The 23873-nt window shown below is 68.8% G+C and carries 25 protein-coding genes; 21 read left to right on the forward strand and 4 right to left on the reverse strand.

What is annotated here, in order from left to right:
• Positions 1 to 432: 432 nt before the first annotated feature.
• Genes hpt through JHC79_RS01795 form a run of 4 tightly spaced genes read left to right on the forward strand, consistent with a single transcriptional unit; the run spans position 433 to position 3456 of the window.
• Positions 433 to 1014: a hypoxanthine phosphoribosyltransferase gene (gene hpt / locus JHC79_RS01780; protein ID WP_296388151.1), complete on the forward strand. Its 582-nt coding sequence runs from the start codon at positions 433 to 435 to the stop codon at positions 1012 to 1014.
• Complete coding sequence (locus JHC79_RS01785; protein WP_296388152.1) at positions 1011 to 2387, forward strand: amidase family protein; 1377 nt, start codon at positions 1011 to 1013, stop codon at positions 2385 to 2387. The genes hpt and JHC79_RS01785 overlap by 4 nt, the downstream gene beginning before the upstream one ends.
• Positions 2384 to 3034, forward strand: a complete 651-nt coding sequence (bluB, locus tag JHC79_RS01790) for a 5,6-dimethylbenzimidazole synthase (protein WP_296388153.1) — start codon at positions 2384 to 2386, stop codon at positions 3032 to 3034. The genes JHC79_RS01785 and bluB overlap by 4 nt, the downstream gene beginning before the upstream one ends.
• Positions 3035 to 3066: 32 nt before the next feature.
• Complete coding sequence (locus JHC79_RS01795; protein WP_296388154.1) at positions 3067 to 3456, forward strand: VOC family protein; 390 nt, start codon at positions 3067 to 3069, stop codon at positions 3454 to 3456.
• Positions 3457 to 3477: 21 nt separating this feature from the next.
• Here JHC79_RS01795 and JHC79_RS01800 read toward each other — a convergent pair whose 3' ends face one another.
• Genes JHC79_RS01800 through JHC79_RS01810 form a run of 3 tightly spaced genes read right to left on the reverse strand, consistent with a single transcriptional unit; the run spans position 3478 to position 5919 of the window.
• Positions 3478 to 4290, reverse strand: a complete 813-nt coding sequence (locus tag JHC79_RS01800; RefSeq protein ID WP_296388155.1) for a hypothetical protein — start codon at positions 4288 to 4290, stop codon at positions 3478 to 3480.
• A gap of 53 nt (positions 4291 to 4343) precedes the next feature.
• Positions 4344 to 5408, reverse strand: coding sequence for a GGDEF domain-containing protein (locus JHC79_RS01805; RefSeq protein WP_296388156.1), 1065 nt, complete (start codon positions 5406 to 5408; stop codon positions 4344 to 4346).
• A 34-nt stretch (positions 5409 to 5442) separates the two neighbouring features.
• Complete coding sequence (locus JHC79_RS01810; protein WP_296388157.1) at positions 5443 to 5919, reverse strand: PPOX class F420-dependent oxidoreductase; 477 nt, start codon at positions 5917 to 5919, stop codon at positions 5443 to 5445.
• Positions 5920 to 6082: 163 nt separating this feature from the next.
• Between JHC79_RS01810 and ftsH the strand changes: the two genes are divergently transcribed.
• The 14 genes from ftsH (at position 6083) to JHC79_RS01880 (ending at position 18763) form a co-directional block, all read left to right on the forward strand.
• Positions 6083 to 8545 carry an ATP-dependent zinc metalloprotease FtsH gene (ftsH, locus tag JHC79_RS01815; RefSeq protein WP_296388158.1) on the forward strand — a complete coding sequence of 821 codons (2463 nt, stop codon included), beginning with the start codon at positions 6083 to 6085 and terminating at the stop codon, positions 8543 to 8545.
• Positions 8546 to 8622: 77 nt separating this feature from the next.
• Positions 8623 to 9219 carry a GTP cyclohydrolase I FolE gene (gene folE, locus JHC79_RS01820; protein WP_296388159.1) on the forward strand — a complete coding sequence of 199 codons (597 nt, stop codon included), beginning with the start codon at positions 8623 to 8625 and terminating at the stop codon, positions 9217 to 9219.
• A 53-nt stretch (positions 9220 to 9272) separates the two neighbouring features.
• Positions 9273 to 10163, forward strand: a complete 891-nt coding sequence (folP, locus tag JHC79_RS01825; RefSeq protein WP_296388160.1) for a dihydropteroate synthase — start codon at positions 9273 to 9275, stop codon at positions 10161 to 10163.
• A gap of 51 nt (positions 10164 to 10214) precedes the next feature.
• On the forward strand, positions 10215 to 10577 hold the full coding sequence (gene folB, locus JHC79_RS01830; RefSeq protein ID WP_296388161.1) for a dihydroneopterin aldolase: 363 nt from the start codon (positions 10215 to 10217) through the stop codon (positions 10575 to 10577).
• A 9-nt stretch (positions 10578 to 10586) separates the two neighbouring features.
• Entirely contained in the window at positions 10587 to 11132 is a 546-nt protein-coding gene (folK, locus tag JHC79_RS01835) for a 2-amino-4-hydroxy-6-hydroxymethyldihydropteridine diphosphokinase (RefSeq protein ID WP_296388162.1), read from the forward strand.
• Positions 11129 to 11653 carry a DUF3180 domain-containing protein gene (locus JHC79_RS01840; protein ID WP_296388163.1) on the forward strand — a complete coding sequence of 175 codons (525 nt, stop codon included), beginning with the start codon at positions 11129 to 11131 and terminating at the stop codon, positions 11651 to 11653. Before folK ends, JHC79_RS01840 begins: the two co-directional genes overlap by 4 nt.
• A 95-nt stretch (positions 11654 to 11748) precedes the next feature.
• Complete coding sequence (locus tag JHC79_RS01845) at positions 11749 to 12927, forward strand: DUF6779 domain-containing protein (protein ID WP_296388164.1); 1179 nt, start codon at positions 11749 to 11751, stop codon at positions 12925 to 12927.
• 117 nt (positions 12928 to 13044) lie between these two features.
• On the forward strand, positions 13045 to 13950 hold the full coding sequence (locus JHC79_RS01850) for a DUF2520 domain-containing protein (protein ID WP_296388165.1): 906 nt from the start codon (positions 13045 to 13047) through the stop codon (positions 13948 to 13950).
• A gap of 5 nt (positions 13951 to 13955) precedes the next feature.
• A complete protein-coding gene (gene panC, locus JHC79_RS01855) occupies positions 13956 to 14846 on the forward strand; it encodes a pantoate--beta-alanine ligase (protein WP_296388166.1) in 891 nt (296 codons plus the stop codon).
• Between the two features lie 7 nt (positions 14847 to 14853).
• Positions 14854 to 15279 carry an aspartate 1-decarboxylase gene (gene panD, locus JHC79_RS01860; protein WP_296388167.1) on the forward strand — a complete coding sequence of 142 codons (426 nt, stop codon included), beginning with the start codon at positions 14854 to 14856 and terminating at the stop codon, positions 15277 to 15279.
• Position 15280: 1 nt separating this feature from the next.
• Entirely contained in the window at positions 15281 to 16087 is an 807-nt protein-coding gene (locus JHC79_RS01865) for a type III pantothenate kinase (protein ID WP_296388168.1), read from the forward strand.
• A 129-nt stretch (positions 16088 to 16216) separates the two neighbouring features.
• Entirely contained in the window at positions 16217 to 16726 is a 510-nt protein-coding gene (locus tag JHC79_RS01870; protein WP_296388169.1) for a rhodanese-like domain-containing protein, read from the forward strand.
• Positions 16727 to 16747: 21 nt separating this feature from the next.
• Entirely contained in the window at positions 16748 to 18274 is a 1527-nt protein-coding gene (gene lysS, locus JHC79_RS01875; protein WP_296388170.1) for a lysine--tRNA ligase, read from the forward strand.
• 156 nt (positions 18275 to 18430) lie between these two features.
• Positions 18431 to 18763 (forward strand): Lsr2 family protein, encoded by a 333-nt coding sequence (locus tag JHC79_RS01880; RefSeq protein WP_296388228.1) that lies wholly within the window; start codon positions 18431 to 18433, stop codon positions 18761 to 18763.
• A gap of 177 nt (positions 18764 to 18940) precedes the next feature.
• Here the strand turns inward: JHC79_RS01880 and JHC79_RS01885 are convergent, their stop codons facing one another.
• The gene (locus JHC79_RS01885) at positions 18941 to 20509 is read right to left on the reverse strand and encodes a FadD3 family acyl-CoA ligase (RefSeq protein ID WP_296388229.1); all 1569 of its coding nucleotides are present in this window, start codon (positions 20507 to 20509) and stop codon (positions 18941 to 18943) included.
• Positions 20510 to 20561: 52 nt separating this feature from the next.
• Here JHC79_RS01885 and JHC79_RS01890 point away from each other — a divergent pair, with 52 nt between their 5' ends.
• The 3 genes from JHC79_RS01890 to JHC79_RS01900 are packed head-to-tail and all read left to right on the forward strand — an operon-like array spanning position 20562 to position 23804.
• Entirely contained in the window at positions 20562 to 21815 is a 1254-nt protein-coding gene (locus tag JHC79_RS01890; protein WP_296388171.1) for an acyl-CoA dehydrogenase family protein, read from the forward strand.
• Positions 21812 to 22627, forward strand: coding sequence for an SDR family oxidoreductase (locus JHC79_RS01895; protein ID WP_296388172.1), 816 nt, complete (start codon positions 21812 to 21814; stop codon positions 22625 to 22627). The genes JHC79_RS01890 and JHC79_RS01895 overlap by 4 nt, the downstream gene beginning before the upstream one ends.
• 22 nt (positions 22628 to 22649) lie before the next feature.
• Complete coding sequence (locus JHC79_RS01900) at positions 22650 to 23804, forward strand: acetyl-CoA C-acetyltransferase (RefSeq protein WP_296388173.1); 1155 nt, start codon at positions 22650 to 22652, stop codon at positions 23802 to 23804.
• Positions 23805 to 23873 lie beyond the last annotated feature (69 nt).

The raw sequence follows: 23873 nt of genomic DNA on the forward strand, positions 1-23873 counted from the left end.
GCTTTGCGTACGTTCATAGGGGAGATTCCGTTCAATTCGTAGAGCTATCCGGAATCAGCGCACCCCCCGTGACGGTCATCTGTTCGATCGACACATTGTGTCTATCGGCAACGAATTCCCTGTTCGTTGCAATGAGAACCATCTCGTGCATTCGTCCGGGTAGTAGGGGCAAGGCGATATTAGCGTCATGAAATGGGGCGACGATGGTGATCCCTACAAATTCCCGTGATTGTTTTGTGATGTATCCGTAATCCGCTGGTCGGGCGCCTCACGGCCGCCGCGCGGCCCCGTCCGCACGTCCGCGGACCCCCGCCGCCGCACAGCGGTGTGCTCTCGGCCCGATGCCCGCTCTTCGCGGGCGGGGCATCGCATGGCAAGCTCGTAACACACCGGCGGGCGCGAGGCTTGTCCATTCGCGAAAGGGCTTCACGGGTGACCGACAACGGTGATCTACTCCGAGCGCATCCCTACGGCGACGACATCGAAGCGGTCGTCGTCACCGAAGCGCAGATCAAGCAGCGCACACACGAACTAGCGCAGACAGTCGGGGCGCGGTACGCGGGCATCGACGAGGACCTGATCCTCATCGGCGTGCTGAAGGGTGCGGTCATGTTCATGACCGATTTCGCCCGTGCGCTGCCGATTCCCACCCAGCTCGAGTTCATGGCGGTCAGTTCGTATGGCTCGGCGACATCGTCGTCGGGCGTCGTCCGGATCCTGAAGGATCTCGACCGTGACATCGCGGGCCGCGACGTGTTGATCGTCGAGGACATCATCGACTCCGGGTTGACCCTGTCGTGGCTGATGAAGAACCTCAGCTCGCGTCAACCGAAATCCATCGCGGTGTGCACATTGCTGCGTAAACCCGACGCCGTGCGCACCCAGGTCGAGGTCGCCGACATCGGGTTCGACATCCCGAACGAATTCGTCGTCGGGTATGGACTCGATTACGCCGAGCGTTATCGCGACCTGCCGTACATCGGTCGTCTGGACCCGCAGGTGTACACGGGATGAGCACCGCGATCGAGCTCGCCGCCGACGTCGCGGCGGGACGCATCACCCCGCAGCAGACGGTCGACGCCGCCATCGATCGCATCGTCGAGCGTGACTCGCGGGTCGGCGCGTTCGTCACCGTCCGGGCCCGGCGTGCCCGCTCCGAGGCCGCAGAACTCGCGACGCGTCCCGACCTGGCGAGCCTGCCGCTGGCCGGGGTCCCGATCGCCATCAAGGACAACGTCGCGGTGAGCGGCGAACCCATGCGGATCGGATCGCGTGCCACCCCCGATTCGCCCCAGGCCGCCGACCACGTCCTCGTCGCGCGGCTCCGGGCGGGCGGCGCGATCGTCGTCGGCCTCACCGCTGTTCCCGAACTCTGCCTGTTCGGTGCGACCGATTCCCCGGACACCATCACCCGCAACCCCTGGAACCGCGACCTGACCCCCGGCGGATCGTCGGGTGGTTCGGCCGCCGCCGTCGCCAGCGGACAGGTCCTCATCGCACACGGAAACGACGGACTCGGCTCGATCCGAATCCCCGCGGCGGACTGCGGTCTGTTCGGGATCAAGCCCGGACCCGGCGTCGTTCCCCCGCAGCCCGGCGGTAACGGGTGGTACGGAATGGCCGAGAACGGGCCGCTGGCCACCACCGTCGCCGACGCCGCGCTGATGCTCGCCGTCATGGCCGACGACATGTCCCTCGCCGAGGCCGGCGCGGGCACCGACCAGACGCCGGTGCGCATCGCACTCGCCGACAATTTCCCGCTCGCGATCGGTTCCACCGACCAGCACTGGGCCGCGGCGTTGTCGCGGGCCGGGCAGGTGCTGACCGGGATCGGTCATCAGGTGACCACCAGTCCGTTGCCGTATCCGAAGAACCCGGCGCCGTTGCTGTTGCGGTGGGTCGGTGGCGCAGCCGCCGATGCCGACGACATCGCCGCCCAGGGCGGCGACATCTCACTGCTGCAGAAGCGAAGTCGGCGACACGTCGCGCTCGGACACCAGGTCAACCGACGCGGCCTCGTGCGCGACTCGCAGAAGACGGCGCTGATCGCCTCGGTCGAGCGCTACCTCGAGTCGGTGGGCGCCGAGCTGATCATGACACCGACGCTGGCCCGCCCGCCGATCCGCGCCGCGCGATGGAGTGAGAAGGGCTGGGCCGCGAACATGCTGGCCAACGTCTCCTACGCCCCGTTCGCGGGGTTGTTCAACGTCCTCGGATGGCCGGCGATGTCGGTGCCGTTCGGGGTGCACCCGACCTCCGGCACCCCGATGGCCGTGCACCTCGTGGGACGCCCGGGCAGCGAGCCCGTACTCCTGGGCGTCGCGGCCCAGCTCGAGAGCGCCCATCCGTGGCCGCGTGTGGCCCCGGGTTTCGCCACGCAGGCGTGAGCACCGCGGCCTTCCCGCCCGCCGACCGCGACGCGGTCTACCGGGCGATCGCCCAACGTCGCGACATGCGGCACTTCGCAGGCGGCCGCGTCCCCGACGACGTGCTGGCCCGTCTCCTCGGCGCCGCGCACCACGCGCCGAGTGTGGGTCTCATGCAGCCGTGGCGATTCCTGCGGATCGTCGACCCGGCCGTGCGCGGCGGCATCCACGATCTCGTCGACGCCGAGCGTCGGGCCACCGCCGAGGCCCTCGGCGAACGCGCCGACGAGTTCATGGCCCTGAAGGTCGAGGGCATTCTCGAATGCGCCGAGTTGCTCGTCGTCGCCCTCGGTGACGATCGCGACCGACATGTGTTCGGACGCCGCACGATGCCGCAGATGGATCTGGCGTCGGTCTCCTGCGCGATCCAGAACCTGTGGCTGGCCGCGCGTGCGGAGGGCTACGGGATGGGGTGGGTCTCGCTGTTCGACCCCCTCGCGCTCGCCGATCTCCTCGGCATGCCCGCCGGCGCCGAACCGGTGGCCGTGCTGTGTCTGGGGCCGGTGCCGGAGTTCTACACCCAGCCGATGCTGGTCGAGACCGGCTGGGCGCACGAGCGTCCGTTGTCGGAACTCGTCTGCACCGACCGGTGGGACGATTTCTCCTGACGATGTCCGATTCGGGTGGCATCATCGCGCCCATGATCGATCATTTCGGTGTCCAGGCGGCCGACGTCGAGGCCTCGGCATCGTGGTACCTGCAGGTGTTCGGCCCGCTCGGGTTCAGCGAGGCCGTGCGGATCCCGACCCCCGACGGCCCGGTGATCGGGTTCGCCACCGACGGTCCACCCGCGTTCTGGCTGAGCCCGCTCGCCCCGCCCGCCGACCCCGCGGTGGGGGCTCGGGAGAACCACTTCGCGTTCGTCGCGCCGGACCGGCCGACGGTCGACGCCGTGCACGCGGCCGCGGAATCGGCCGGTGCCCAGGTCCTGCACGCGCCGCGGGAATGGCCCGAGTACCACCCCGGCTACTACGCGGTGTTCCTCCGGGATCCGAACGGGCACAACGTCGAGGCCGTGTGTCACCACTGAGCCCGCCAGACCGTCGCGGTCTCAGCCCGCACCCACGCGTTCGAGTGCGGCGCAATACCGTCGCGCCGATCTCGCCACGACCTCGGACGCGTCGGTCACGGGGTCGCCCCAGAATGCGGAATGCAATGTCTCGAAGCTGATCTCGGCCAGCACGTCGGCGATCCGCCGGACCTCGTGGTCCGGGAGCGGGATCATGTTCGGGTAGCTCCACATGAACGACACCCAGCGTCGGTCCTGCGCGGGCAACGGCAGGTCGCCGCTGAGCAGAGTGCCCCGTCCGTCGCTGCCGTGTTCCTGCACCAGGACCGACGAGCCCGGGAAGTGACCACCGAGCCGATGCAGACTCACGCCGTGGCCGAGATCGAGTCGATCGCCGTCCCACAGTCGGATGGCCGGGTCGGGTCGCATGATCCACTCGGCGTCGGTGCGCGGCAGATGGATCGGGCAGTCGAACCGATGCGCCCACTCCACCATGGTCGAGTAGAAGTGCGGATGCGAGATCGCGATCCCGCCCAACCCGCCGCGCCGCTCGATCTCGACCGCGGTCTGTTCGTCGAGCAGCGCCACGCAGTCCCACAGCAGGTTGGTCTCGCCCCACGGGACCAGCAGCGCACGCTGTCCGATGCCGGGACCGCCGCGCGGGCCGATGCCGATCAGGTCGCCCTGCGGTGCCACCTCAGTGGTGTGATCACGCCGGATCTCCTCGAGCGTCGTCCACCGCTGACCGGCGGCGGGAACGTACTGCCGGGGGTCCGAGCACACCGGGCACGACTCCGGCGGGCGGTCGCGATCGTCGAACTGGACCGCGCAGGTGGTGCAGATGAAGAAGGTCATCCCAGTACTCCTCGGTGCGTCGTCGGCGGTGGGTGCGTCCAGCCTGTGACCGTTCAGGCCAGTTCGGTCCGGTTTCGCCCCAACGACTTCGCGCGGTACATCGCGGTGTCGGCCGCGGCCAGTGCCGCGGCGAACGCCGCCGCCGGATCCGACCGGTCGGCACGCGACGCACACGCGCCGGCGCTGGCGGTGATCACGACGGCGTCGTGCTCGTGGGTCAGACTCGTCCGCAGGCGCTCTGCGTAACCGAACAGGTCCGGCGACGCGTCGTCGGCGAGCACGACGAACTCGTCGCCCCCGTGACGCGAGACCACCGCGCCGGCGCCGGCGGCGACGGTCAGCCGGATGGCGACCAGGCGCAGCACGTCATCGCCCGCCGCGTGCCCGTGGGTGTCGTTGACGAGCTTGAAGTCGTCGATGTCGATGAGCACCAGGAAGGGGGCCGGGTCCCCGACACCGATGCTGCCTGCGGCGTGCGATTCGATGCCGCGACGGTTGAGCAGCCCGGTCAGCGGATCGGTGACCGCGTCGGACAGGTGGAGGCGGGTGGACGCCAGGACGGCCGCGGAGAACGCCGAGAGCAGGAAGACCGCACCGTTGACCACCAGGATGATCACCACCGCCTGCGCGACGAGCGCGACCGGGTCGTCGGCCCCGTCGACGAGCGCACGCGTCATCAGGACGAGGACGGTCGCCGTGCTCCACACGACATGGAAGCGCAGCAGAAGCGGGTTCGAGAAGTGTGCGGCGCACGCACCGACGAGAGCCAGGAGTCCGGCCCCGACGATCGCGACCGAGGCGTCGGCGAAGGTGAGCAGCACCGTGGTGACGCCGATCTCGGCGTAGACGATGAAGCCGCTGTTCACCCGTGAGGTGCGCGCCCACCAGTCGTCGAGGAACCGGGCCCGGCTGATCACCACGGCCGCGGGAACGGTGGTCGCGCACACCAGGTAGACGAGCGTGGTGGCCACGGTCCCCTGCGGTCCCGCTGGGCTGAACGTCGCCAGGATCCCGATGAGACCGAACGCGACGGTCTGGACCGCGATCCCGAGACGCAGGGCCGGTTCGGGGGAGGCGCCGCCGAGGACGTCTCGTGCGGCGAACCTGCGATCGCTCACCGGACGGCTCGTCTCACCGCACCCGTGGGAGATCTCAGCCGTCGAGCTTCGCCGCGACGTCGGCCGGGAAACCACCGGTGGCCACCGGGCCCCAGCGAGTGGGTGTGATGCGGATCAGCGACTTGTCCTGTGTGGCCATCGCCTCCCGGTACTCGTCCCAGTCGGGGTGTTCGCCGGAGATCGACCGGAAGTAGTCGACCAGCGCGTCGAGTGCCTCGGGCTGGTGCAGCACCTCGGCGGTGCCGTCGACCTGCACCCACGCGTCGTTGAACGCATCCGAGAGCACCAGCACCGACACCACCGGTCGGTCCTGGGCGTTGCGGGTCTTGGCGCGACCCGGATAGGTCGAGATGACGATCCGGCCGTCGGCGTCGACACCTCCGGTGACCGGGGAGAGCTGCGGGCTGCCGTCGGACCGCGTGGTCACCAGGATCAGCTGGTGCCGCGGCCTGATGAACTCGAGCAGTCCGTCGCGGTCGACGGTGGTGTTCTTCGCGATTGTCCGTGCCATGACGATCACGGTAAGCGATCGCTGATCCGGACCGCAGGCACCCGCCGCCACCTGCGCAGGTGCAGCTCGGGAACGCGACGCCGCGCGCCGACGTTGACAGGTAGCCTGTTATGTCAGGTGTACCGACTTCGAAGGGACGCGCCGGCGCCGGCTGGGACGTGCAATGAATCGAAAGACTGTTTTCCGCAATTTGGCCATTGTTGCCGTGATCGTGCTCGCGATCTGGGGTTTCACCGTTCTGCGTGGCGGTGACCGCGAGTACAAGAGTGTCGACACCTCGGTCGCGCTGACCCAGCTGAACACCCGCAACGCCTCCGAGGTGCAGATCGACGATCGCGAACAGGCGATCCGCATCACGTTGAAGGACGAGGTCGACGGGGCCAAGAAGATCACCGCGAAGTACCCGGCGCGGTCGAGTGAGTTCGTCTTCGACAGCGTCACCAAGTCGGGCGCGAAGTATCAGACCAACGTCACCCAGGAGTCGGTCCTGTGGCAGATGCTGATCTTCATCATCCCGATGATCCTGCTGTTCGGGCTCTTCTTCTTCGTGATGAGCCGCATGCAGGGTGGTGGCAAGGGCGGGATCATGGGCTTCGGCAAGTCCAAGGCCAAGCAGCTCTCCAAGGACCACCCGAAGACCACGTTCGCCGACGTCGCCGGTGCCGACGAGGCGGTCGAGGAGCTCTACGAGATCAAGGACTTCCTGCAGAACCCCGCCCGCTACCAGGCGCTCGGCGCCAAGATCCCGCGCGGTGTCCTGCTCTACGGCCCTCCCGGAACCGGTAAGACGCTGCTCGCGCGAGCCGTCGCCGGCGAGGCGGGCGTGCCGTTCTTCACCATCTCCGGCTCGGACTTCGTCGAGATGTTCGTCGGTGTCGGTGCATCACGCGTGCGCGACCTGTTCGAACAGGCCAAGAACAACAGCCCCTGCATCATCTTCGTCGACGAGATCGACGCGGTCGGTCGCCAGCGCGGGGCCGGTCTCGGCGGCGGACACGACGAACGTGAGCAGACGCTCAACCAGCTGCTGGTGGAGATGGACGGCTTCGGCGAGCGTTCCGGCGTCATCCTGATCGCCGCGACCAACCGTCCCGACATCCTCGACCCGGCGCTGTTGCGTCCCGGTCGCTTCGACCGGCAGATCCCGGTGGGCAACCCCGACATCGCCGGCCGCAAGGCGATCCTGAAGGTGCACGCCGCGGGCAAGCCGATCGACGCCGACGCCGATCTCGACGGTCTGGCCAAGCGCACCCCCGGCATGTCCGGCGCCGACCTGGCCAACGTCATCAACGAGTCCGCTCTGCTGGCCGCTCGCGAGAACCGCACGACGATCACCGCCGAACTGCTCGAGGAGTCGGTGGACCGTGTCGTGGGCGGACCGCGTCGCAAGAGCCGCATCATCAGCGAGCAGGAGAAGAAGATCGTGGCCTACCACGAGGGTGGCCACACCCTCGCCGCGTGGGCGATGCCCGATCTCGACCCGATCTACAAGGTCACCATCCTCGCCCGCGGCCGCACCGGCGGACACGCCCTGGCCGTGCCGGAGCAGGACAAGGACCTGATGACGCGCTCGGAGATGATCGCCCGTCTGGTGATGGCGATGGGCGGGCGCGCCGCCGAGGAACTCGTGTTCCACGAGCCGACCACGGGTGCGTCCTCCGACATCGACCAGGCGACCAAGATCGCCCGAGCGATGGTCACCGAGTACGGCATGAGCGCCAAGCTCGGCGCCGTCCACTACGGCCAGGAGCAGGGCGATCCGTTCCTGGGCCGCTCGATGGGCGCACAGGCGTCGTACTCCACCGAGGTCGCCGCCGAGATCGACGACGAGGTCCGTCGTCTCATCGAGGCCGCGCACACCGAGGCGTGGGCGATCCTCAACGAGTACCGCGACACCCTCGACGATCTCGCGACCCAGCTGCTCGAACGCGAGACGCTGACCCGCAAGGATCTCGAGGTCATCTTCTCCACCGTGGAGAAGCGTCCGCGCATCACGACGTTCAACGAGTTCGGCGACCGCACGCCCAGTGACAAGCCCCCGGTGAAGACCCCGGGTGAGCTGGCCATCGAGCGCGGCGAGCCGTGGCCCCCCGAGCCGGCACCGCGCCTGGTGAAGGAGACCGTCGGTGCGGGATCGGCCCAGCCGAACCCGTACGGATCCGACGGCCACAACGGCTACGGCCAGAACGGTCAGCCGAACGGCTACGGCCCCAACGGTCAGCCGAACGGATACGGTCCCAACGGGTACGGCCCCAATGGGTACGGTCCGAACGGGTACGGCCCGAACGGCCAGGGGCAGAACGGGTACGGCCAGAACGGCTACGGTCCCGACAACCAGAACGGTTACGGGCCCAACGGACACAACCAGCCCGGCCACGGACAGGGATACCCCGGTTACCCGCAGGGCGGATCCGCTCCCGGCTACCAGGCGCCGGGGTACGGCAACCCGGGCCATCAGCCCACCCCGCCACCGGTCCCGCACGACCAGAACCCCGACGCCCCCGGCGCGAACCGTCCGGCGGGACCCGCCGGCGGAACCCGTCCCGACTACGGCGCGCCCGACGGCTGGTCGGCACCGGGGTGGCCCCCGCGCGATCAGAACGGGTCGGGTCAGCCGCCGCGCTGACGCCCCGTCCCACCCCCGTCCGGCACGCCGCGACGGATCACCTCACCTTTGGGCACTCACAGAAGAGCGAGCTCCTGATGACCAGAACCGAGAACCGTGGTGCGATCGCACCCTTCGACCCCGAGCGAGCCGAGGCCGCGGTTCGCGAACTCCTCGTCGCGATCGGCGAGGATCCCGAGCGCGACGGTCTCAAGGAGACGCCGGCCCGGGTGGCGCGCGCCTACCAGGAGATGTTCGGCGGGCTGCACACCGAACCGGATGACGTGCTGGCCACGACGTTCGACGTGGGCCACGACGAGCTGGTGCTGGTCAAGGACATCCCGATGTACTCCACGTGCGAGCACCACCTGGTGTCGTTCCACGGGGTCGCCCACGTGGGGTACATCCCCGGCGCATCAGGGCAGGTGACAGGGCTGTCGAAACTGGCCCGTGTCGTCGACCTGTACGCCAAGCGCCCGCAGGTGCAGGAGCGGCTGACCACGCAGATCGCCGACGCCCTCGTGCGCAAGCTCGACCCGCGCGGCGTCATCGTCGTCATCGAGGCCGAGCACCTGTGCATGGCGATGCGCGGCATCCGCAAGCCCGGTGCGTCGACCACGACGTCGGCGGTCCGCGGCATCTTCAAGACCAGTGCCGTCAGCCGCGGTGAGGCGCTCGACCTCATCTCCCGGTAGCTCCGAGCGCCCTGCTGCGGATTCCGGTGTCCACCGCGCATACCGTTGACGGCGTGAACGCAGCCGTCAGCCCGGTGAGCTCCGGTCGTACCCGCGTCCTGGGCGTGCTCAACGTGACGGCCGACTCGTTCTCCGACGGCGGCCGTTACCTCGACGCCGACGCGGCCATCGCCCACGGCCGTCGGCTCGCGGCCGACGGCGCCGATCTCATCGACGTCGGTGGCGAGTCCACCCGTCCCGGCTCGACCCGGGTGGATCCCGATCTGGAGGCCCGACGCGTCGTCCCGGTCATCGCTGCGCTCTCGGCCGAGGGGGTGGCGGTGTCGGTGGACACCATGCACGCCTCGGTGGCGCAGGCGGCGATCGAGGCCGGCGCAGTGGTGGTCAACGACGTCTCCGGCGGCCGGGCAGACCCCGCCATGGCCTCGGTGGTCGCCGAGACCGGTGTGCCCTGGATCCTGATGCACTGGCGACCCGTGTCGAACCCGGCCGACGGCGCCACCCACTTCGCCCATCGCGTCGACGATGTCGGTGGCTACCGCGACGTGGTCGCCGAGGTGAGCGGCGAACTGCTCGCGCAGGTCGATGCCGCTGTTCGTGCGGGCGTCGACCCGGCGGCGCTGATCCTCGACCCCGGTCTGGGGTTCGCGAAAGCGGCCGAACACAACTGGGCCCTGCTCAACGCGTTGCCCACGCTGGTGGGGCTCGGGTTCCCCGTCCTCGTCGGGGCATCGCGCAAGCGGTTCCTCGGCACCCTGCTCTCCGGCGGTACACACCCGCGGCCACCGGCCGGCCGCGAGGTCGCCACCGCGGCGATCAGTGCGCTGGCCGCGGTCAACGGCGCCTGGGGTGTGCGCGTGCACGACGTGGCGTCGAGTTGCGACGCGATCGCCGTGGCCACGGCGTGGAACGATGGTGGACGCCGGGGGAGTGTCGATGGTTGAGGGCACCCACACGCCGGAAGCGACCACTCCACACGACAGACGGGACCTGTGATGGCCGACCGAATCGAACTGCGTGGCTTGACGGTTCGCGGCAACCACGGCGTCTTCGACCATGAGCGACGGGACGGTCAGGACTTCGTCGTCGACCTGATCCTGTGGCTGGATCTGCGGACCGCCGCGGCCTCGGATGACCTCGCCGACACCGTCGACTACGGCGGTCTCGCCCAGCGGGCCGCCGACATCGTCGCCGGTCCGGCGCGCGACCTCATCGAGACCGTGTGCGCCGAGATCGCCGACGGCATCATGACCGATGACCGCGTCGCCGCCTGTGAGGTGACGCTGCACAAGCCGTCCGCCCCCATCCCGCTGACGTTCTCCGACGTCGCCGTGGTGACGCGACGATCCCGGCGATGAGTCGTCGACATGAGTAGAGCGGTCCTGTCGATCGGGTCCAACATGGGTGACCGTCTCGATCTGTTGTGTTCGGTGCGTGAGCATTTCGCCGATCGCCTCGTCGCGGCGTCCGCGGTGTACGCGACACCACCGTGGGGACCGGTGGCCCAGGACGACTTCGACAACGCCGTCCTCGTCGTCGAGGACGACTCCTGCGATCCGATGGACTGGCTGAACGAGGGGTTCGACCTCGAGGCCGCCGCCGCCCGCACCCGGGAACAGCGATGGGGACCAAGAACTCTCGATGTGGACGTGGTCTCGGTGAGTGTGGACGGCCGCGTCGAGGTCAGCGACGACCCCGTCCTGACGCTGCCGCATCCGCGAGCCCACCAGCGGGCCTTCGTGCTCATCCCGTGGCTCGACGCCGATCCCGACGCGCAGTTGTGGACCCCGACCGGACCCCGGTCGGTCGCCGACCTCGTCGCCGGTCTCGACGACTCCGATCGCGCCGGGGTGCGGAGACAGGACATCCCGCGGTGGGACGGACCGCAGAACACGAAAGCGAGCTCCCGATGATGGCCCGGCGCCGGAACCTGCGCACATCACCCGAACCCGACCCGGACGAGGGGGGATTGGGGCCGACCCGGATTCGCGACCTGCTGGGGATCGCGGCGTTCACCGCCGTCGTCGTCTGGCTGCTGGTACGGGTCAGCTACGGGCAGTTGCCACCCCTGCCCCTGCTCGCCGGGATCGTGCTCTACGTGCTGGCGGCGCTCGAGGTGGTCATCGCCATCGTGGTGCGGTTGCGGGTGTCGCGGTCGGAGGTGGGCGCCGCCCGCAATCAACTGCATCCGCTCACCGCGGCGCGGGTTCTCGCGTTGGCGAAGGCGTCGGCGATCCTGGCCGCGATCGCAACCGGTGTGTGGGTCGGCCTGCTGATCTATCTTCTCGCGCAGACCGATTCGTCGGCGGCCGACCACGACACGCCCGCCGCGATCATCGGACTGGTCGGCGGGGTGCTCCTCGGGGTCGCGGCGCTGGTGCTCGAGTTCTGCTGTCGCACACCCGACGATCCCACCGACGAATCGGCCGTCTAGCTGCACCGCAGTGCGAACGCCGCAGGTGGGGAGAATGCGTGACTCTCCGAACCGGCTCGCACGCCGCACCGACAAACGCAGGTATGTTGACCGACATGACGACCACCGGCCGCTCGGCTGATTCCCGCCGCGTTCGTCGGGGGCCCGCCCAATGGTTGCTCGGTCTGCTGCTCGCGCTCGCGATCGGCGCCAGCATCGCCATGATGTTCAGCAACTCCCGCAGCATCGCAGCGAGTCTCGCGGTGATCTCGGCGCTGTGGGCCGCGGTCATCGGCGCGATCCTGGTGACCAAGTTCCGCAGGCAGGCCGATTCGGCCGAGTCCAAGGCTCGCGACCTGCGACTGGTGTACGAACTGCAGCTCGAACGCGAGATCACCGCACGGCGCCAGTACGAGCTCGGTGTCGAGACCCAGGTCCGCCGCGAGGTGCACGCCGAGACCAACGAGGAACTCGCCGAGCTCAAGGCCCAGATCGAGGCGTTGCGCGCGAGCCTGGAGCTCCTGGTCGGCGGTGACCTGCCCGAGCAGCGTGCCGCACTTCGATCCGAGCGTCGTCGGGAACTCGACCGGGCGCAGTCGCGATCCGACGAGTCGTACTCGTCGAGCGGGTCGTTCTCCCCGTCCGACCCCGCCTTCGACGACGCGGCCTATGACGACGGTGCCGTGGCCGAACGCGACTTCGCGAGCACCGCGCCCGAGGTCGGTGCCGATCAGGTCCCGATCGCCGAGCCCAACACCCTCACCGAGGTCATCCCGGTGGTGACCGACGACGGGCAGGGCCCGACGTCCGACGACGACGGCCTGCGCGGCGCCCCGCGTCCGGCGCCGTCATCACGCCACGGTGCGGCCGCGGCCGACCCGGGACCCGCCGATGTCCCGGCGTTCGTCGATGAGACCCCCACCGACGAGTGGGCGGTCGCCCCCGCCGAGGTCGTCGCGGAGCCGATCGTGCCCGACCCCGTCGTGGCCGACCCGATCGCGGCATCCGACCCCATCGTGGCCGACATCGTCACCGAGACCCCGACACCCCCGGTGTCGTCACACGCGAGCCAGGGTGGCGGGCGGCACGGTCGCGGCGCGGCTTCGGCGCAGCCCACACCCTCCGCGGCGCCGGTCGACGAGCCGGCGGCCACACCGACACCGAGCCGCAGCGATCGTCATCGCGCCCCCGATCCGGAGCCGGGCGCGCATCAGGCCGGCCGGTCGGTGTCCGAGCTGATCGATCAACTGCGATCGGGAACCGGCGGTGGCGGTCGCCGGCGTCGGCAGGACTGACAGTCCGCAGTGAGCCGCGTCACAGCGATTGGCTGAGGACGCCGACCGCGCCCTATCCTCGGCGCTGAACGTCCGGTACCCGAGTTCGGGCCTGGAACGAGCAAATGGAGGACATCGGTGACCTCATCGGGCATCGCCAACTGGCCCGCGCCCGCGCGGCTGACCGTCGGCATCGTCTCCGCGGGTCGCGTCGGCACCGCGTTGGGCGCCGCCCTCGAATCGGCCGACCACGTCGTCGGGGCGGTCGTCGCCCGCTCGGACGCCGCTCGCGACCGTGTCGCCCGCCGACTCCCCGAGTCGCAGATCCTGCCACTGGACGAGGTGGCCGCGCGGTCGGAACTGCTCATCATCAGCGTCCCCGACGACCAGCTCATCGCCGTGATCGCCGACCTGGCCGCATCCGGCGCGGTCCGACGGGGCACCATCGTCGCGCACACCGCCGGCGCCCACGGGATCGGGATCCTGGCGCCGCTGGTGGAACTGGGCGTCACGCCCCTCGCCCTGCACCCCGCCATGACCTTCGTCGACACCGACGACGACACCACCCGACTGCGGTCGACCTGCTTCGGTGTCACCGCCGCCGACGAGATCGGCTACGCCGTCGGATCGACGCTGGTGCTGGAGATGGGTGGTGAGCCGGTCCGCGTGCGCGAGGAGGCCCGCACCCTCTACCACGCCGCCCTCGCCCACGGCGCGAACCACCTCGTCGCTCTCATCTCCGATTCCCTTGCCGCGCTGCGGATCGCTCTGGCCGGCCAGGACTTCGTCGACGAGAACGCGGCGGGTCTGCCCGAACGCCTCCTCGGACCGCTGGTGTCGGCCGCCCTGCAGAACACCCTCGAACTGGGTCCGCGGGCGCTGACCGGACCGGTCGCCCGCGGCGACGCCGTCGCGGTCGCGGGCCATCTCGCCGCACTGCGCGAGGCCGATCCCGAGCTCGCCGAGACCTACCGCACCATGTCCCTGCGTGCCGCGTCCTACACCCGAGCGCCCGCCGCTCTGATCGAAGTGCTCGAAAGGTGAGCGAGATGACCACACCCACCCGCCCGTACGTGCCGGGTTCGCTGACCGTGCACCGCGATCCCGCCCAGATCAGCCGGATCAGCAAGGCGCTGCGCGCCACCGGTAAGCGGGTCGTCCTGGTGCCCACCATGGGTGCGCTGCACGACGGTCACCGGGAACTGGTGGCCTCGGCCAAGTCCCAGGGCAACACCGTCGTCATCGTCTCGATCTTCGTCAACCCGCTGCAGTTCGGCGCCGGCGAGGACCTCGACGCCTACCCGCGTACCTTCGACGCCGACCGCGCCCTCCTCGACGACCTCGGGGTGGAACTCGTGTTCGCGCCGACCGTCGCGGACATGTACCCGAACGGCCCGCGCACCACGGTGATGCCCGGTCCGCTCGGTGCCGAGCTCGAAGGGCAGTCGCGGCCCACGCATTTCGCCGGGATGTTGACCGTCGTCGCCAAGTTGCTGTCCATCGCGTCGCCGCACGCCGCCTTCTTCGGCGAGAAGGACTACCAGCAGCTCGTGTTGGTGCGCCAGATGGTCACCGACCTCAACATGGGCATCGACATCGTCGGCGTCCCCACGGTGCGCGAATCCGACGGCCTGGCGATGTCGAGTCGCAACGCCTATCTCAGTCCCGAGCACCGGGAGGCGGCGACCACGCTGTCGGCTGCGCTCGTGGCGGGCGCTCACGCCGCGGCGGGTGGGGCGCAGGCCATCATCGACACCGCGTCGGCGGTTCTGGCGCACACCCCCGAGATCGAGGTCGACTACCTCGAGGTGCGCGGCACCGATCTCGGTCCCGCCCCCGAACACGGTGACGGGCGGCTGCTCGTCGCCGCACGTCTCGGGTCCACCCGCCTGATCGACAACGTCGGCGTCGCCGTCGGCACCGGCTTCTTATCTGAGTGAGGTAGACATGTTTCGCACCATGATGACGTCGAAGATCCACCGCGCCACCGTGACCCAGGCCGATCTGCACTACGTCGGCTCGGTGACCATCGACGCGGATCTGCTCGACGCCGCCGATCTGCTCGAGGGCGAGCAGGTGACGATCGTCGACATCGACAACGGCAACCGTCTCGAGACCTACGCCATCGCCGGTGAGCGCGGCTCCGGTGTCATCGGGATCAACGGCGCCGCAGCCCATCTCGTACACCCGGGGGATCTGGTCATCATCATCGCCTACGGCATCCTGAGCCCGGCCGAGGTGCGCGAGTACGCACCGCGGGTGGTGTTCGTCGACGAGCACAACCGCATCGACGAGCTCGGTTCCGACCCGGCGCACGCGCCGGTCGGGTCGGGGCTGCTCGATCCCCGCGAGCCCGCACCGGCCCTGGGCTGACGTGCTCCTCGCACTCGATGTCGGCAACACGAACATCCATCTCGGGGTGTTCGCGGGCAAGGGCGAGAACGCGAAGCTGGTGCACGACTGGCGGATGCGGACCGAACCGAAGATGACCGCCGACGAGCTCGCGCTGTCGCTGCGCGGGCTCCTCGGTCCCGATGTCGAGCGGGTGGTGTCGGTCGTCGGGTTGTCCACGGTGCCATCGCTGTTGCGCGAGATGCGGGTGATGGTGTCGAAGTACTTCGGGGCCGGCCCCCACGTGCTGCTCGAGCCCGGTCTGCGCACCGGTGTGCCGTTGCTCGTCGACAACCCCAAGGAGGTCGGCACCGACCGCGTCGCGAACGCACTGGCGGCTCATGCGACGTACGGGGGTGCCTGCATCATCGTCGATTTCGGGACCACGACGCTCGTCGACGCGGTCTCGGCCGCCGGTGAGTTCCTCGGCGGCGCCATCGCCCCGGGTATCGACCTCGCCGTCGACGCCCTCGCCGTGCGCACGGTGACGCTGCGCCGGGTCGAGTTGCTGCCGCCCCGCAGCGTGATCGGCAAGAACACCGTCGAGGCACTCCAGTCCGGCATCCTCTACGGATTCGCGGGGCAGGTCGACGGACTGGTGTCGCGGGTGCAGCGCGACGTCGCGGGCTTCTCCGGACGCGACGTGACAGTCGTGGCCACCGGGTATCTCGCCCCACTGGTCTTCGACGAGTGCCAGACGCTGACCGTGCATCACCCGTATCTGACCCTCGAGGGACTGCGTCTGGTGTTCGAGCGGCAGATGGAAGGTCCCCGCACCAAGAAGCGCTGACGTCCTCGACACGAGGGCGCGTACGTGTGGCACACTTGTCCGCGTGATGACGCAGAGCGCACTGGAGTGTTGTCGGGGCTGATACGCCTCGCCATTCCTGCTGCTCGCCTCTTCCATTCGAGGACTTTCATGTCTGCTGCACTTTTGATCGATTCCCGTCCGCACTCGGCCGTCCGATCGGCCGCGCCCTCCGCTGTGTCGTATCGGCCCCACACCCCGGTCACCGCCACCGCCGTGCGCATGGTGTCGGTGGCCGTCGACGACTATGTGGCCGCTGTTGCCGCCGGTCATCGCGTGGTCGACATCCGCTCACAACGGCAGCGTGACGCCGACGGCATCATCTCCGGGGCCCTGGCCATCGACCCGTCGGTGCTGCTCGACCGGCTCGTCCCCGGGTCCGTGAACGCGCTCCGCCTGGCGTCGTCGGACGCCCGCTGGATCCTGGTCAGCTCCGACGGTCACGACGCCGAGTGGTCGGCGTGGCACCTGCAGGCCCGCGGTGTCGCGGGCACCCGCTTCCTGCTCGGTGGCCTCGAGGCGCTGCGCGAGCGTGCGCGTCGCGACGCGGCGGCCGGTCATGTGGGCCTGCCGCTGTCGGAACAGGGGCACCGCGACCTGGCCATCATCGCTGCGCACTGAGGTGCCGATAGGGTCGTCCGGGTGAGTGACGCAACGGCAACGCCCGGACCCGACAGCCCCTCGGACGACCAGATCCCCGAACAGCAGCGCATCCGTTCGGAGAAGCGCGCGCGGTTGTTGGCGTCCGGTGTGCAGGCCTATCCGGTGTCGATCCCGCGCACCCATTCCCTGGCCGAGATCCGCCGCCTCTACCCGGATCTGGAGACCGACACCGCCACCGGGGACCACGTCGGCGTCGTGGGCCGGGTCATGTTCGTCCGCAACAAGGGCAAGCTGTGCTTCGGGACGCTGCAGGAGGGCGACGGAACGCAACTGCAGGTCATGATCAGCTTCAACGGGGTGGGCGAAGAGGCCCTCGCCGCCTGGAAGTCCGATGTCGACCTCGGCGATTTCGTGTTCGTGCACGGCGAGGTCATCAGCTCGCGGACCGGCGAACTGAGCGTCATGGCCGACGCCTGGCAGATGGCGTCGAAGGCGCTGCGCCCGTTGCCGGTCGCCCACAAGGAGCTCAGCGAGGAGTCCCGGGTCCGGCAGCGCTACGTCGACCTCATCGTGCGTCCCGCGGCGCGGGCGACCGCTCGGACCCGTATCGCCGTGATTCACGAACTCCGCTCCGCGCTGCGTGATCGCTCTTTCCTGGAGGTGGAGACGCCGATGCTGCAGACCCAGCCCGGCGGTGCCGCCGCACGCCCGTTCGTGACCCATTCGAATGCGCTCGACATCGACCTCTATCTGCGCATCGCGCCGGAATTGTTCCTCAAGCGCTGCGTGGTGGGCGGAATGGAACGGGTCTTCGAGATCAACCGCAATTTCCGGAACGAAGGTGTCGATTCCACCCACTCGCCGGAATTCGGCATGCTCGAGACCTATCAGGCGTACGGCACCTACGACGATTCCGCGGTGATGACCCGCGAACTCGTGCAGGAGGTGTCGCAGCGCGCCCTGGGGACGCTGGAGCCGACGATGGCCGACGGCAGCACCTACGACCTGTCCGGTGAGTGGACGACGGTGTCGATGTACCCGTCGCTCTCGGAGGCCCTGGGGGAGGAGATCACCCCGCAGACCTCGGTCGCCGACCTGGTCTCGATCGCAGGTCGCGTGGGTCTGGATGTGCCCTCGGGCAAGGGATACGGCCACGGCAAGCTGGTCGAGGAGCTGTGGGAGAACCAGGTGGGCGAGCACATCGACTCGCCGCTGTTCGTCCGTGACTTCCCGGTGGAGACGTCCCCGCTGACCCGCGATCACCGCTCTGTGCCGGGCGTCGTCGAGAAATGGGACCTCTATATCCGCGGTTTCGAGTTGGCCACCGGATATTCGGAATTGATCGATCCGGTCATCCAGCGTGAGCGTTTCGCCGACCAGGCCCGCCTCGCATCGGCCGGTGACGACGAGGCGATGGTCCTCGACGAGGAATTCCTGACCGCGATGGAGCACGGAATGCCTCCGACCACCGGCACCGGTATGGGTATCGACCGCCTGTTGATGGCGCTGACCGGATTGGGCATTCGGGAGACGATTCTGTTCCCCCTGGTGAAGCCGAACGAATGAACTTGTAGATCGTCCAGGACTTTCATGGTCGATTCGTCGATTTCCGGTTACAGTGGGGATTGATTGGGGGCTGGCGCTGGGGGTTTTCGTTTTACCGGGGATGCCTGGGCTGTGGCTCCGATCACTTTCGGAAATGTTCAACGATATGGGGCAAACATGGCGAAGAAAGTGACGGTCACCCTTGTGGATGACGTCGACGACAGTAAATCCGCCGATGAAACCGTCGAGTTCGGCATCGATGGCGTGACCTACGAAATCGATCTCTCGACCAAGAACGCAGCGCGCCTGCGGTCGGAGATCGACACCTGGGTCGAGCACGCACGTCGTGTCGGCGGCCGTCGGCGCAGCAAGGGCGCAACGCCCTCCGCTGCGACCGATCGTGGTCAGTCCGCGGCCATCCGGGATTGGGCACGGCGTAACGGCCACGGCGTCTCCGCGCGTGGACGTGTTTCGGGAGAGATCGTGGAGCTCTACAACGCCGCACACTGATACACGGTGGGCCGGGTGAACACCCGGTCCGCGTCGACGCCCGGTTGCCTGATCACAACGGCAGCCGGGCGTCGTCGTTTGCGCGAATTGGGCGACGAAAAGCTGTTTGTGCGAACAAATCTCGCGGGACAACTTCGATTTGATATGTCATGTCGGGAATTAAGAACATGATTTACGTCACGTCAGTGAAGAGAGTTCACGTTTGAGAATTTTCCCTGCGGCATTACGGGGGAATTCGCCGATGACGACGACACTGCGCGGGACCTTGAAATTGGCGAGTGTGGACCGGCAGTGGGAGATGACCTCCGTCTCGGAGATCGACGCTCCGCTCCGCAGCGTGAGGTACGCCCGTCCCACCTCGCCCAGGCGTTCGTCGGGGACCCCGATCACGGCCGCCTCGGTGACCGCGTCGAGGCGCACGAGGGTCTGCTCGACCTCGGCCGGGTAGACGTTGAAACCGCCGCAGATGTACATGTCCTTCAGTCGATCGGTGATGCGCAGGTTCCCGCGCTCGTCGATGGTCCCGATGTCGCCGGTGTGCAGCCACCCGTCGGCGTCGATGGTCTCGGCCGTGGCCGCCGCGTCGTCGAGGTAGCCGCGCATCACCATGTCGCCCCGCGCCAGCACCTCGCCGGCATCGGAGAGCGCGATCTCCATCCCTGCGAAAGCGCGACCGCAGGTGTTCGCCACCGTCTCGTCGTCGTCGTCGGGCGTGCAGGTCGAGACGAACCCGCTCGTCTCGCTGAGCCCGTACGCGGTGATGACCGTCTGTACGCCGAGGTCGCGCTGGATGCGTTCGACGAGGACCACCGGCACGATCGCGGCGCCGGTGACGACCAGCCGCAGGCTCGACAGGTCATGGTCGGCGCGGGTGTCGGCGTCGAGGATCGTCTGGAAGATCGTCGGGGCCCCGGGGAAGACCGTGGCCCGCCGTTCCGCGACCAGCCGCATCGCGGCCTCGGCGGAGTACACCGCCAGCGGGAGCATCGTCACGCCGAACAGGGTGCAGGCGAGGATGCCGGCCTTGTAGCCGAAGGTGTGGAAGTACGGGTTGACCATCAGGTAGCGGTCGTCGGTGCTCAGCGCCCCGTTGGCGCCCCACGCGCGGGCCCCGGCCACCGATTGGCGATGTTCGGCGACCACCCCCTTGCTGCGTCCGGTGGTGCCCGAGGTGAACAGGATGTCGGAGACGTCGTCGCCGCGGACCGCGTCGGCCCGGGCGTCGGCCTCGGTCCGGTCGGCGTCGGTCGCCGACGAGAGGAAGTCGTTCCAGTCGACCCCGTGCTCCGCCCGGGTGCAGTCGTCGACGTCGAGTCGGATCCGGATGGTCGCGATCAGGTCGGTGTCGGTGCCCAGGTCGGCCAGCGCGGCGAGTTCGGCGAGACGGTCGGCGCCCAGGAAGTCCGCGGGTACCACCAGCGCGCGGGTGTGGGTGCGGACCAGGACGTCGAGGACCTCGGTGGCGGTGTAGCGGGTGTTGACCGGCACAAGGGTCGCACCGGCGAAATGCGCGCCGAGCGCCGCGATCGGCCAGTGCACGCTGTTGGGCGCCCAGATCGCGACGCGGTCGCCCGCCCTGATGCCCTGGCCGACCAGTGCGGCTGCGAAGGTACGGACCGTCTCGAGGAGGTCGGACCAGGTGAGTTCGACGTCCTCACCCCACTGTGAGTCGACGATCGCCACACGATCGGGCCACAGGCGTGCCGCACGTCGCAGTGCCTGCGGCGTGGTCTGCACCAGGTCCACGTCGGTCACATGGCAAAACCTAGCAAACGCTTGGTAGGTTACGCTAGCTCGCATGACCTCGACCAATCTTGCCGATCGGGGCGTCGACCTGGGGCGGTATCCGGGTGGCGCGGAGGATTTCGCGCTGTCGGTGAGGTCCTGGCTCGACGAGAACCTGACCGGCGACTTCGCGCACCTGGCCGGACGCGGCGGCCCGGGCAGCGAGCACGAGTTCTTCGCCGAACGACTGGCCTGGGATCGGCACCTCGCCGCATCGGGGTGGACCTGCCTCGGCTGGCCCACCGAGTACGGCGGGCGCAACGCGACCATCGGACAGCGCATCCTGTTCCACACCGAGTACGCCCGGGCGAACGCCCCGGCGCGGGTCAATCACCTCGGTGAGGAACTTCTCGGGCCGACACTCATCGCCTTCGGCACCGAGGCGCAGAAGGAACGGTTCCTGCCGGGCATCGCCGACGTCACCGAGCTGTGGGCGCAGGGCTATTCCGAGCCCGGGGCCGGATCGGACCTGGCGAACGTCTCGACGACCGCGCAGCTCGTCGACGGTCGATGGGTCATCAACGGGCAGAAGGTGTGGACCTCGCTCGCGCACGTCGCGCAGTGGGTCTTCGTCCTCTGCCGTGTGGAACGCGGGTCGAGCCGGCACAAAGGGCTCGGTTTCCTGCTCGTCCCGCTCGACCAACCCGGCATCACCGTGCGCCCCATCCAACAGCTCACCGGCACCTCGGAGTTCAACGAGGTCTTCTTCGACGACGCGGTCACCGACGCCGACCTGATCGTCGGCGAGCCCGGCGACGGGTGGAAGGTCGCGATGGGGCTGCTCGAGTTCGAGCGCGGGGTGTCCACACTCGGCCAACAGGTCGGTTTCGCCCGTGAACTCGATCGGGTGGTGACGCTCGCGAAGTCCAACGGTGCGGCGAGCGATCCGACGATCCGCCAGCGCATCATCGGTTCGTGGGTGGGTCTGCGCGTGATGCGTGCGCACGCCGAGCGGACCCTGGCCGAGGTCGACACCGGCGGCGCGGGTGGGCAGGCGTCGGTGTCGAAGCTGCAGTGGGCCAACTGGCACCGCGATCTCGGTGAGCTGGCGGTGGCCGTGCAGGGCGCGCCGTCCCTGATCGCCCCGGACGCCACCACCGAGGGAGTCGCCAACGACATCACCGCACCCGACCGGGTGGAACTCGACGAGTGGCAACGACTTTTCCTGTTCACGCGCGCCGACACCATCTACGGCGGCTCGAACGAGGTCCAACGCAACATCATCGCCGAGCGGGTGCTCGGACTACCGCGAGAGGCACGGCAGTGACCACTTCACCCCGTCCTTTGTCGCCCCTGGCGACACCGCCGGAGGAGATCCCCGGACACGGACTCCTACTGGGGAAGAAAGTCGTCGTCACCGCGGCGGCGGGCACCGGCATCGGGTTCGCCTCGGCGCGCCGGGCGCTGTTGGAGGGTGCCGACGTCCTCGTCAGCGACTTCCACGAGCGCCGACTCGGCGAGACCGTGGAGAAGCTCGTTCTGGAGTTCCCGGATCAGACTGTTGCACAGACGGTCTGCGACGTGTCGAAGACCGATCAGGTGAACGGGCTGATCGACGTCGCGGCGCGCGAGCTCGGCCGGATCGACGTGCTGGTCAACAACGCCGGGCTCGGTGGCGAGACGCCGATCGTCGAGATGACCGACGACCAGTGGGACCGCGTCCTCGACATCACCCTCACGAGCACGTTCCGCTCGACCCGGGCCGCACTGCGCTATTTCGCCGCGGCGCCGCACAACGGGGTGATCGTCAACAACGCCTCGGTGCTGGGGTGGCGCGCGCAACACGGCCAGTCCCATTACGCCGCAGCGAAAGCCGGCGTCATGGCCCTGACCCGGTGCTCGGCGGTGGAGGCCGCGGAGTACGGGGTCCGCATCAACGCCGTCGCCCCGTCCATCGCCCGGCATCCGTTCCTGGCCAAGGTGACCAGCGAGGAACTGCTCGACGATCTGGCCTCGCGGGAGGCATACGGGCGGGCGGCCGAGGTCTGGGAGATCGCCGCGACGATCGCGATGCTCGCCAGCGACTACACCACGTACCTGACCGGGGAGATCGTCTCGATCTCCAGCCAACGAGCTTGATCCGCACGAGGAGTCACACACCATGACCACACCGCAGGCCTACATCGTCGATTCCCTGCGCACGCCGGTGGGCAAGCGCAACGGATCGCTGGCGAAGGTGAACCCGATCGATCTCGGTGCCCACGTGATGAAGGCGGTTGTCGAGCGCACCGGGATCGACCCGGACGTCGTCGACGACGTGGTGTTCGGCTGCGTCGACACCATCGGGCCGCAGGCGGGCAACGTCGCCCGTTCTGCCTGGCTCGCCGCAGGTCTGCCGCTGGCCGTGCCCGCGACCACTGTCGACCGACAGTGCGGATCATCCCAGCAGGCAATCCATTTCGCCGCGCAGGGCGTGATGAGTGGAACCCAGGACGTGGTCATCGCCGGCGGGTTGCAGAACATGAGCGCCATCCCCATCTCGGCGGCGATGATCGCCGGCACGCAGTACGGCTTCGGCAACCCGTTCCACGATTCCACCGGGTGGCAGGAACGCTTCGGCGACGCCGAGATCTCGCAGTTCCGCGGCGCCGGGATGATGGCCGAGAAGTGGGGCATCAGCCGCGAGGACATGGAGGCCTGGGCGTTGCAGTCGCACCAGCGGGCGCGCGCCGCCATCGCCGACGGGCGTTTCGACAACGAGCTCGTCGCGCTGGGCGACTGCACCGTGGACGAGTGCCCGCGTGAGACATCGCTGGAGAAGATGGCGTCGCTGCCGGTGCTCGAGGAGGGGTCGAGGCTGACCGCCGCGGTGGCGTCGCAGATCTGTGACGGTGCCGCGGCCACGCTGGTGGTGTCGGAGGCGGCGTTGGAGCGGTACGGCCTCACCCCTCGTGCGCGGATCCATCACCTGTCGGTGCGCGGTGACGATCCGATCATGATGCTCTCGGCGCCGATCCCGGCCACCGCCTATGCGCTGGAGAAGACCGGGCTGTCCATCGACGACATCGACGTCGTCGAGATCAACGAGGCCTTCGCGCCCGTGGTCCTCGCCTGGCTGAAGGAGACCGGAGCCGACCCGGCCCGCGTGAACCCCAACGGCGGCGGCATCGCGCTCGGCCATCCGTTGGGCGCCACCGGGGCGAAGCTTTTCGCGACGATGCTCAACGAACTCGAGCGCACCGGCGGCCGCTACGGCCTGCAGACGATGTGTGAAGGCGGCGGGACCGCCAACGTCACCATCATCGAGCGGCTGTAGCTCGCGTCGGCGGTCAGCCGCGGTGTGAAGGCGGCGGGACCGCCAACGTCACGATCATCGAGCGGCTCT

The sequence above is a fragment of the Williamsia sp. genome (assembly GCF_016462415.1).
Taxonomy (GTDB): Bacteria; Actinomycetota; Actinomycetes; order Mycobacteriales; family Mycobacteriaceae; genus Williamsia_A.

Bases quoted from the DNA above. Each gene is read 5' to 3' on its own strand.
- JHC79_RS01785 (WP_296388152.1), top strand. From the start codon at position 1,011: ATGAGCACCGCGATCGAGCTCGCCGCCGACGTCGCGGCGGGACGCATC.
- JHC79_RS01880 (WP_296388228.1), top strand. From the start codon at position 18,431: ATGGCGAAGAAAGTGACGGTCACCCTTGTGGATGACGTCGACGACAGT.
- JHC79_RS01870 (WP_296388169.1), top strand. From the start codon at position 16,217: ATGTCTGCTGCACTTTTGATCGATTCCCGTCCGCACTCGGCCGTCCGA.
- ftsH (WP_296388158.1), top strand. From the start codon at position 6,083: ATGAATCGAAAGACTGTTTTCCGCAATTTGGCCATTGTTGCCGTGATC.
- JHC79_RS01900 (WP_296388173.1), top strand. From the start codon at position 22,650: ATGACCACACCGCAGGCCTACATCGTCGATTCCCTGCGCACGCCGGTG.
- JHC79_RS01840 (WP_296388163.1), top strand. From the start codon at position 11,129: ATGATGGCCCGGCGCCGGAACCTGCGCACATCACCCGAACCCGACCCG.
- folE (WP_296388159.1), top strand. From the start codon at position 8,623: ATGACCAGAACCGAGAACCGTGGTGCGATCGCACCCTTCGACCCCGAG.
- JHC79_RS01800 (WP_296388155.1), bottom strand. From the start codon at position 4,290: ATGACCTTCTTCATCTGCACCACCTGCGCGGTCCAGTTCGACGATCGC.
- panD (WP_296388167.1), top strand. From the start codon at position 14,854: ATGTTTCGCACCATGATGACGTCGAAGATCCACCGCGCCACCGTGACC.
- folK (WP_296388162.1), top strand. From the start codon at position 10,587: ATGAGTAGAGCGGTCCTGTCGATCGGGTCCAACATGGGTGACCGTCTC.
- folB (WP_296388161.1), top strand. From the start codon at position 10,215: ATGGCCGACCGAATCGAACTGCGTGGCTTGACGGTTCGCGGCAACCAC.
- JHC79_RS01795 (WP_296388154.1), top strand. From the start codon at position 3,067: ATGATCGATCATTTCGGTGTCCAGGCGGCCGACGTCGAGGCCTCGGCA.
- panC (WP_296388166.1), top strand. From the start codon at position 13,956: ATGACCACACCCACCCGCCCGTACGTGCCGGGTTCGCTGACCGTGCAC.
- JHC79_RS01810 (WP_296388157.1), bottom strand. From the start codon at position 5,919: ATGGCACGGACAATCGCGAAGAACACCACCGTCGACCGCGACGGACTG.
- JHC79_RS01890 (WP_296388171.1), top strand. From the start codon at position 20,562: ATGACCTCGACCAATCTTGCCGATCGGGGCGTCGACCTGGGGCGGTAT.
- JHC79_RS01845 (WP_296388164.1), top strand. From the start codon at position 11,749: ATGACGACCACCGGCCGCTCGGCTGATTCCCGCCGCGTTCGTCGGGGG.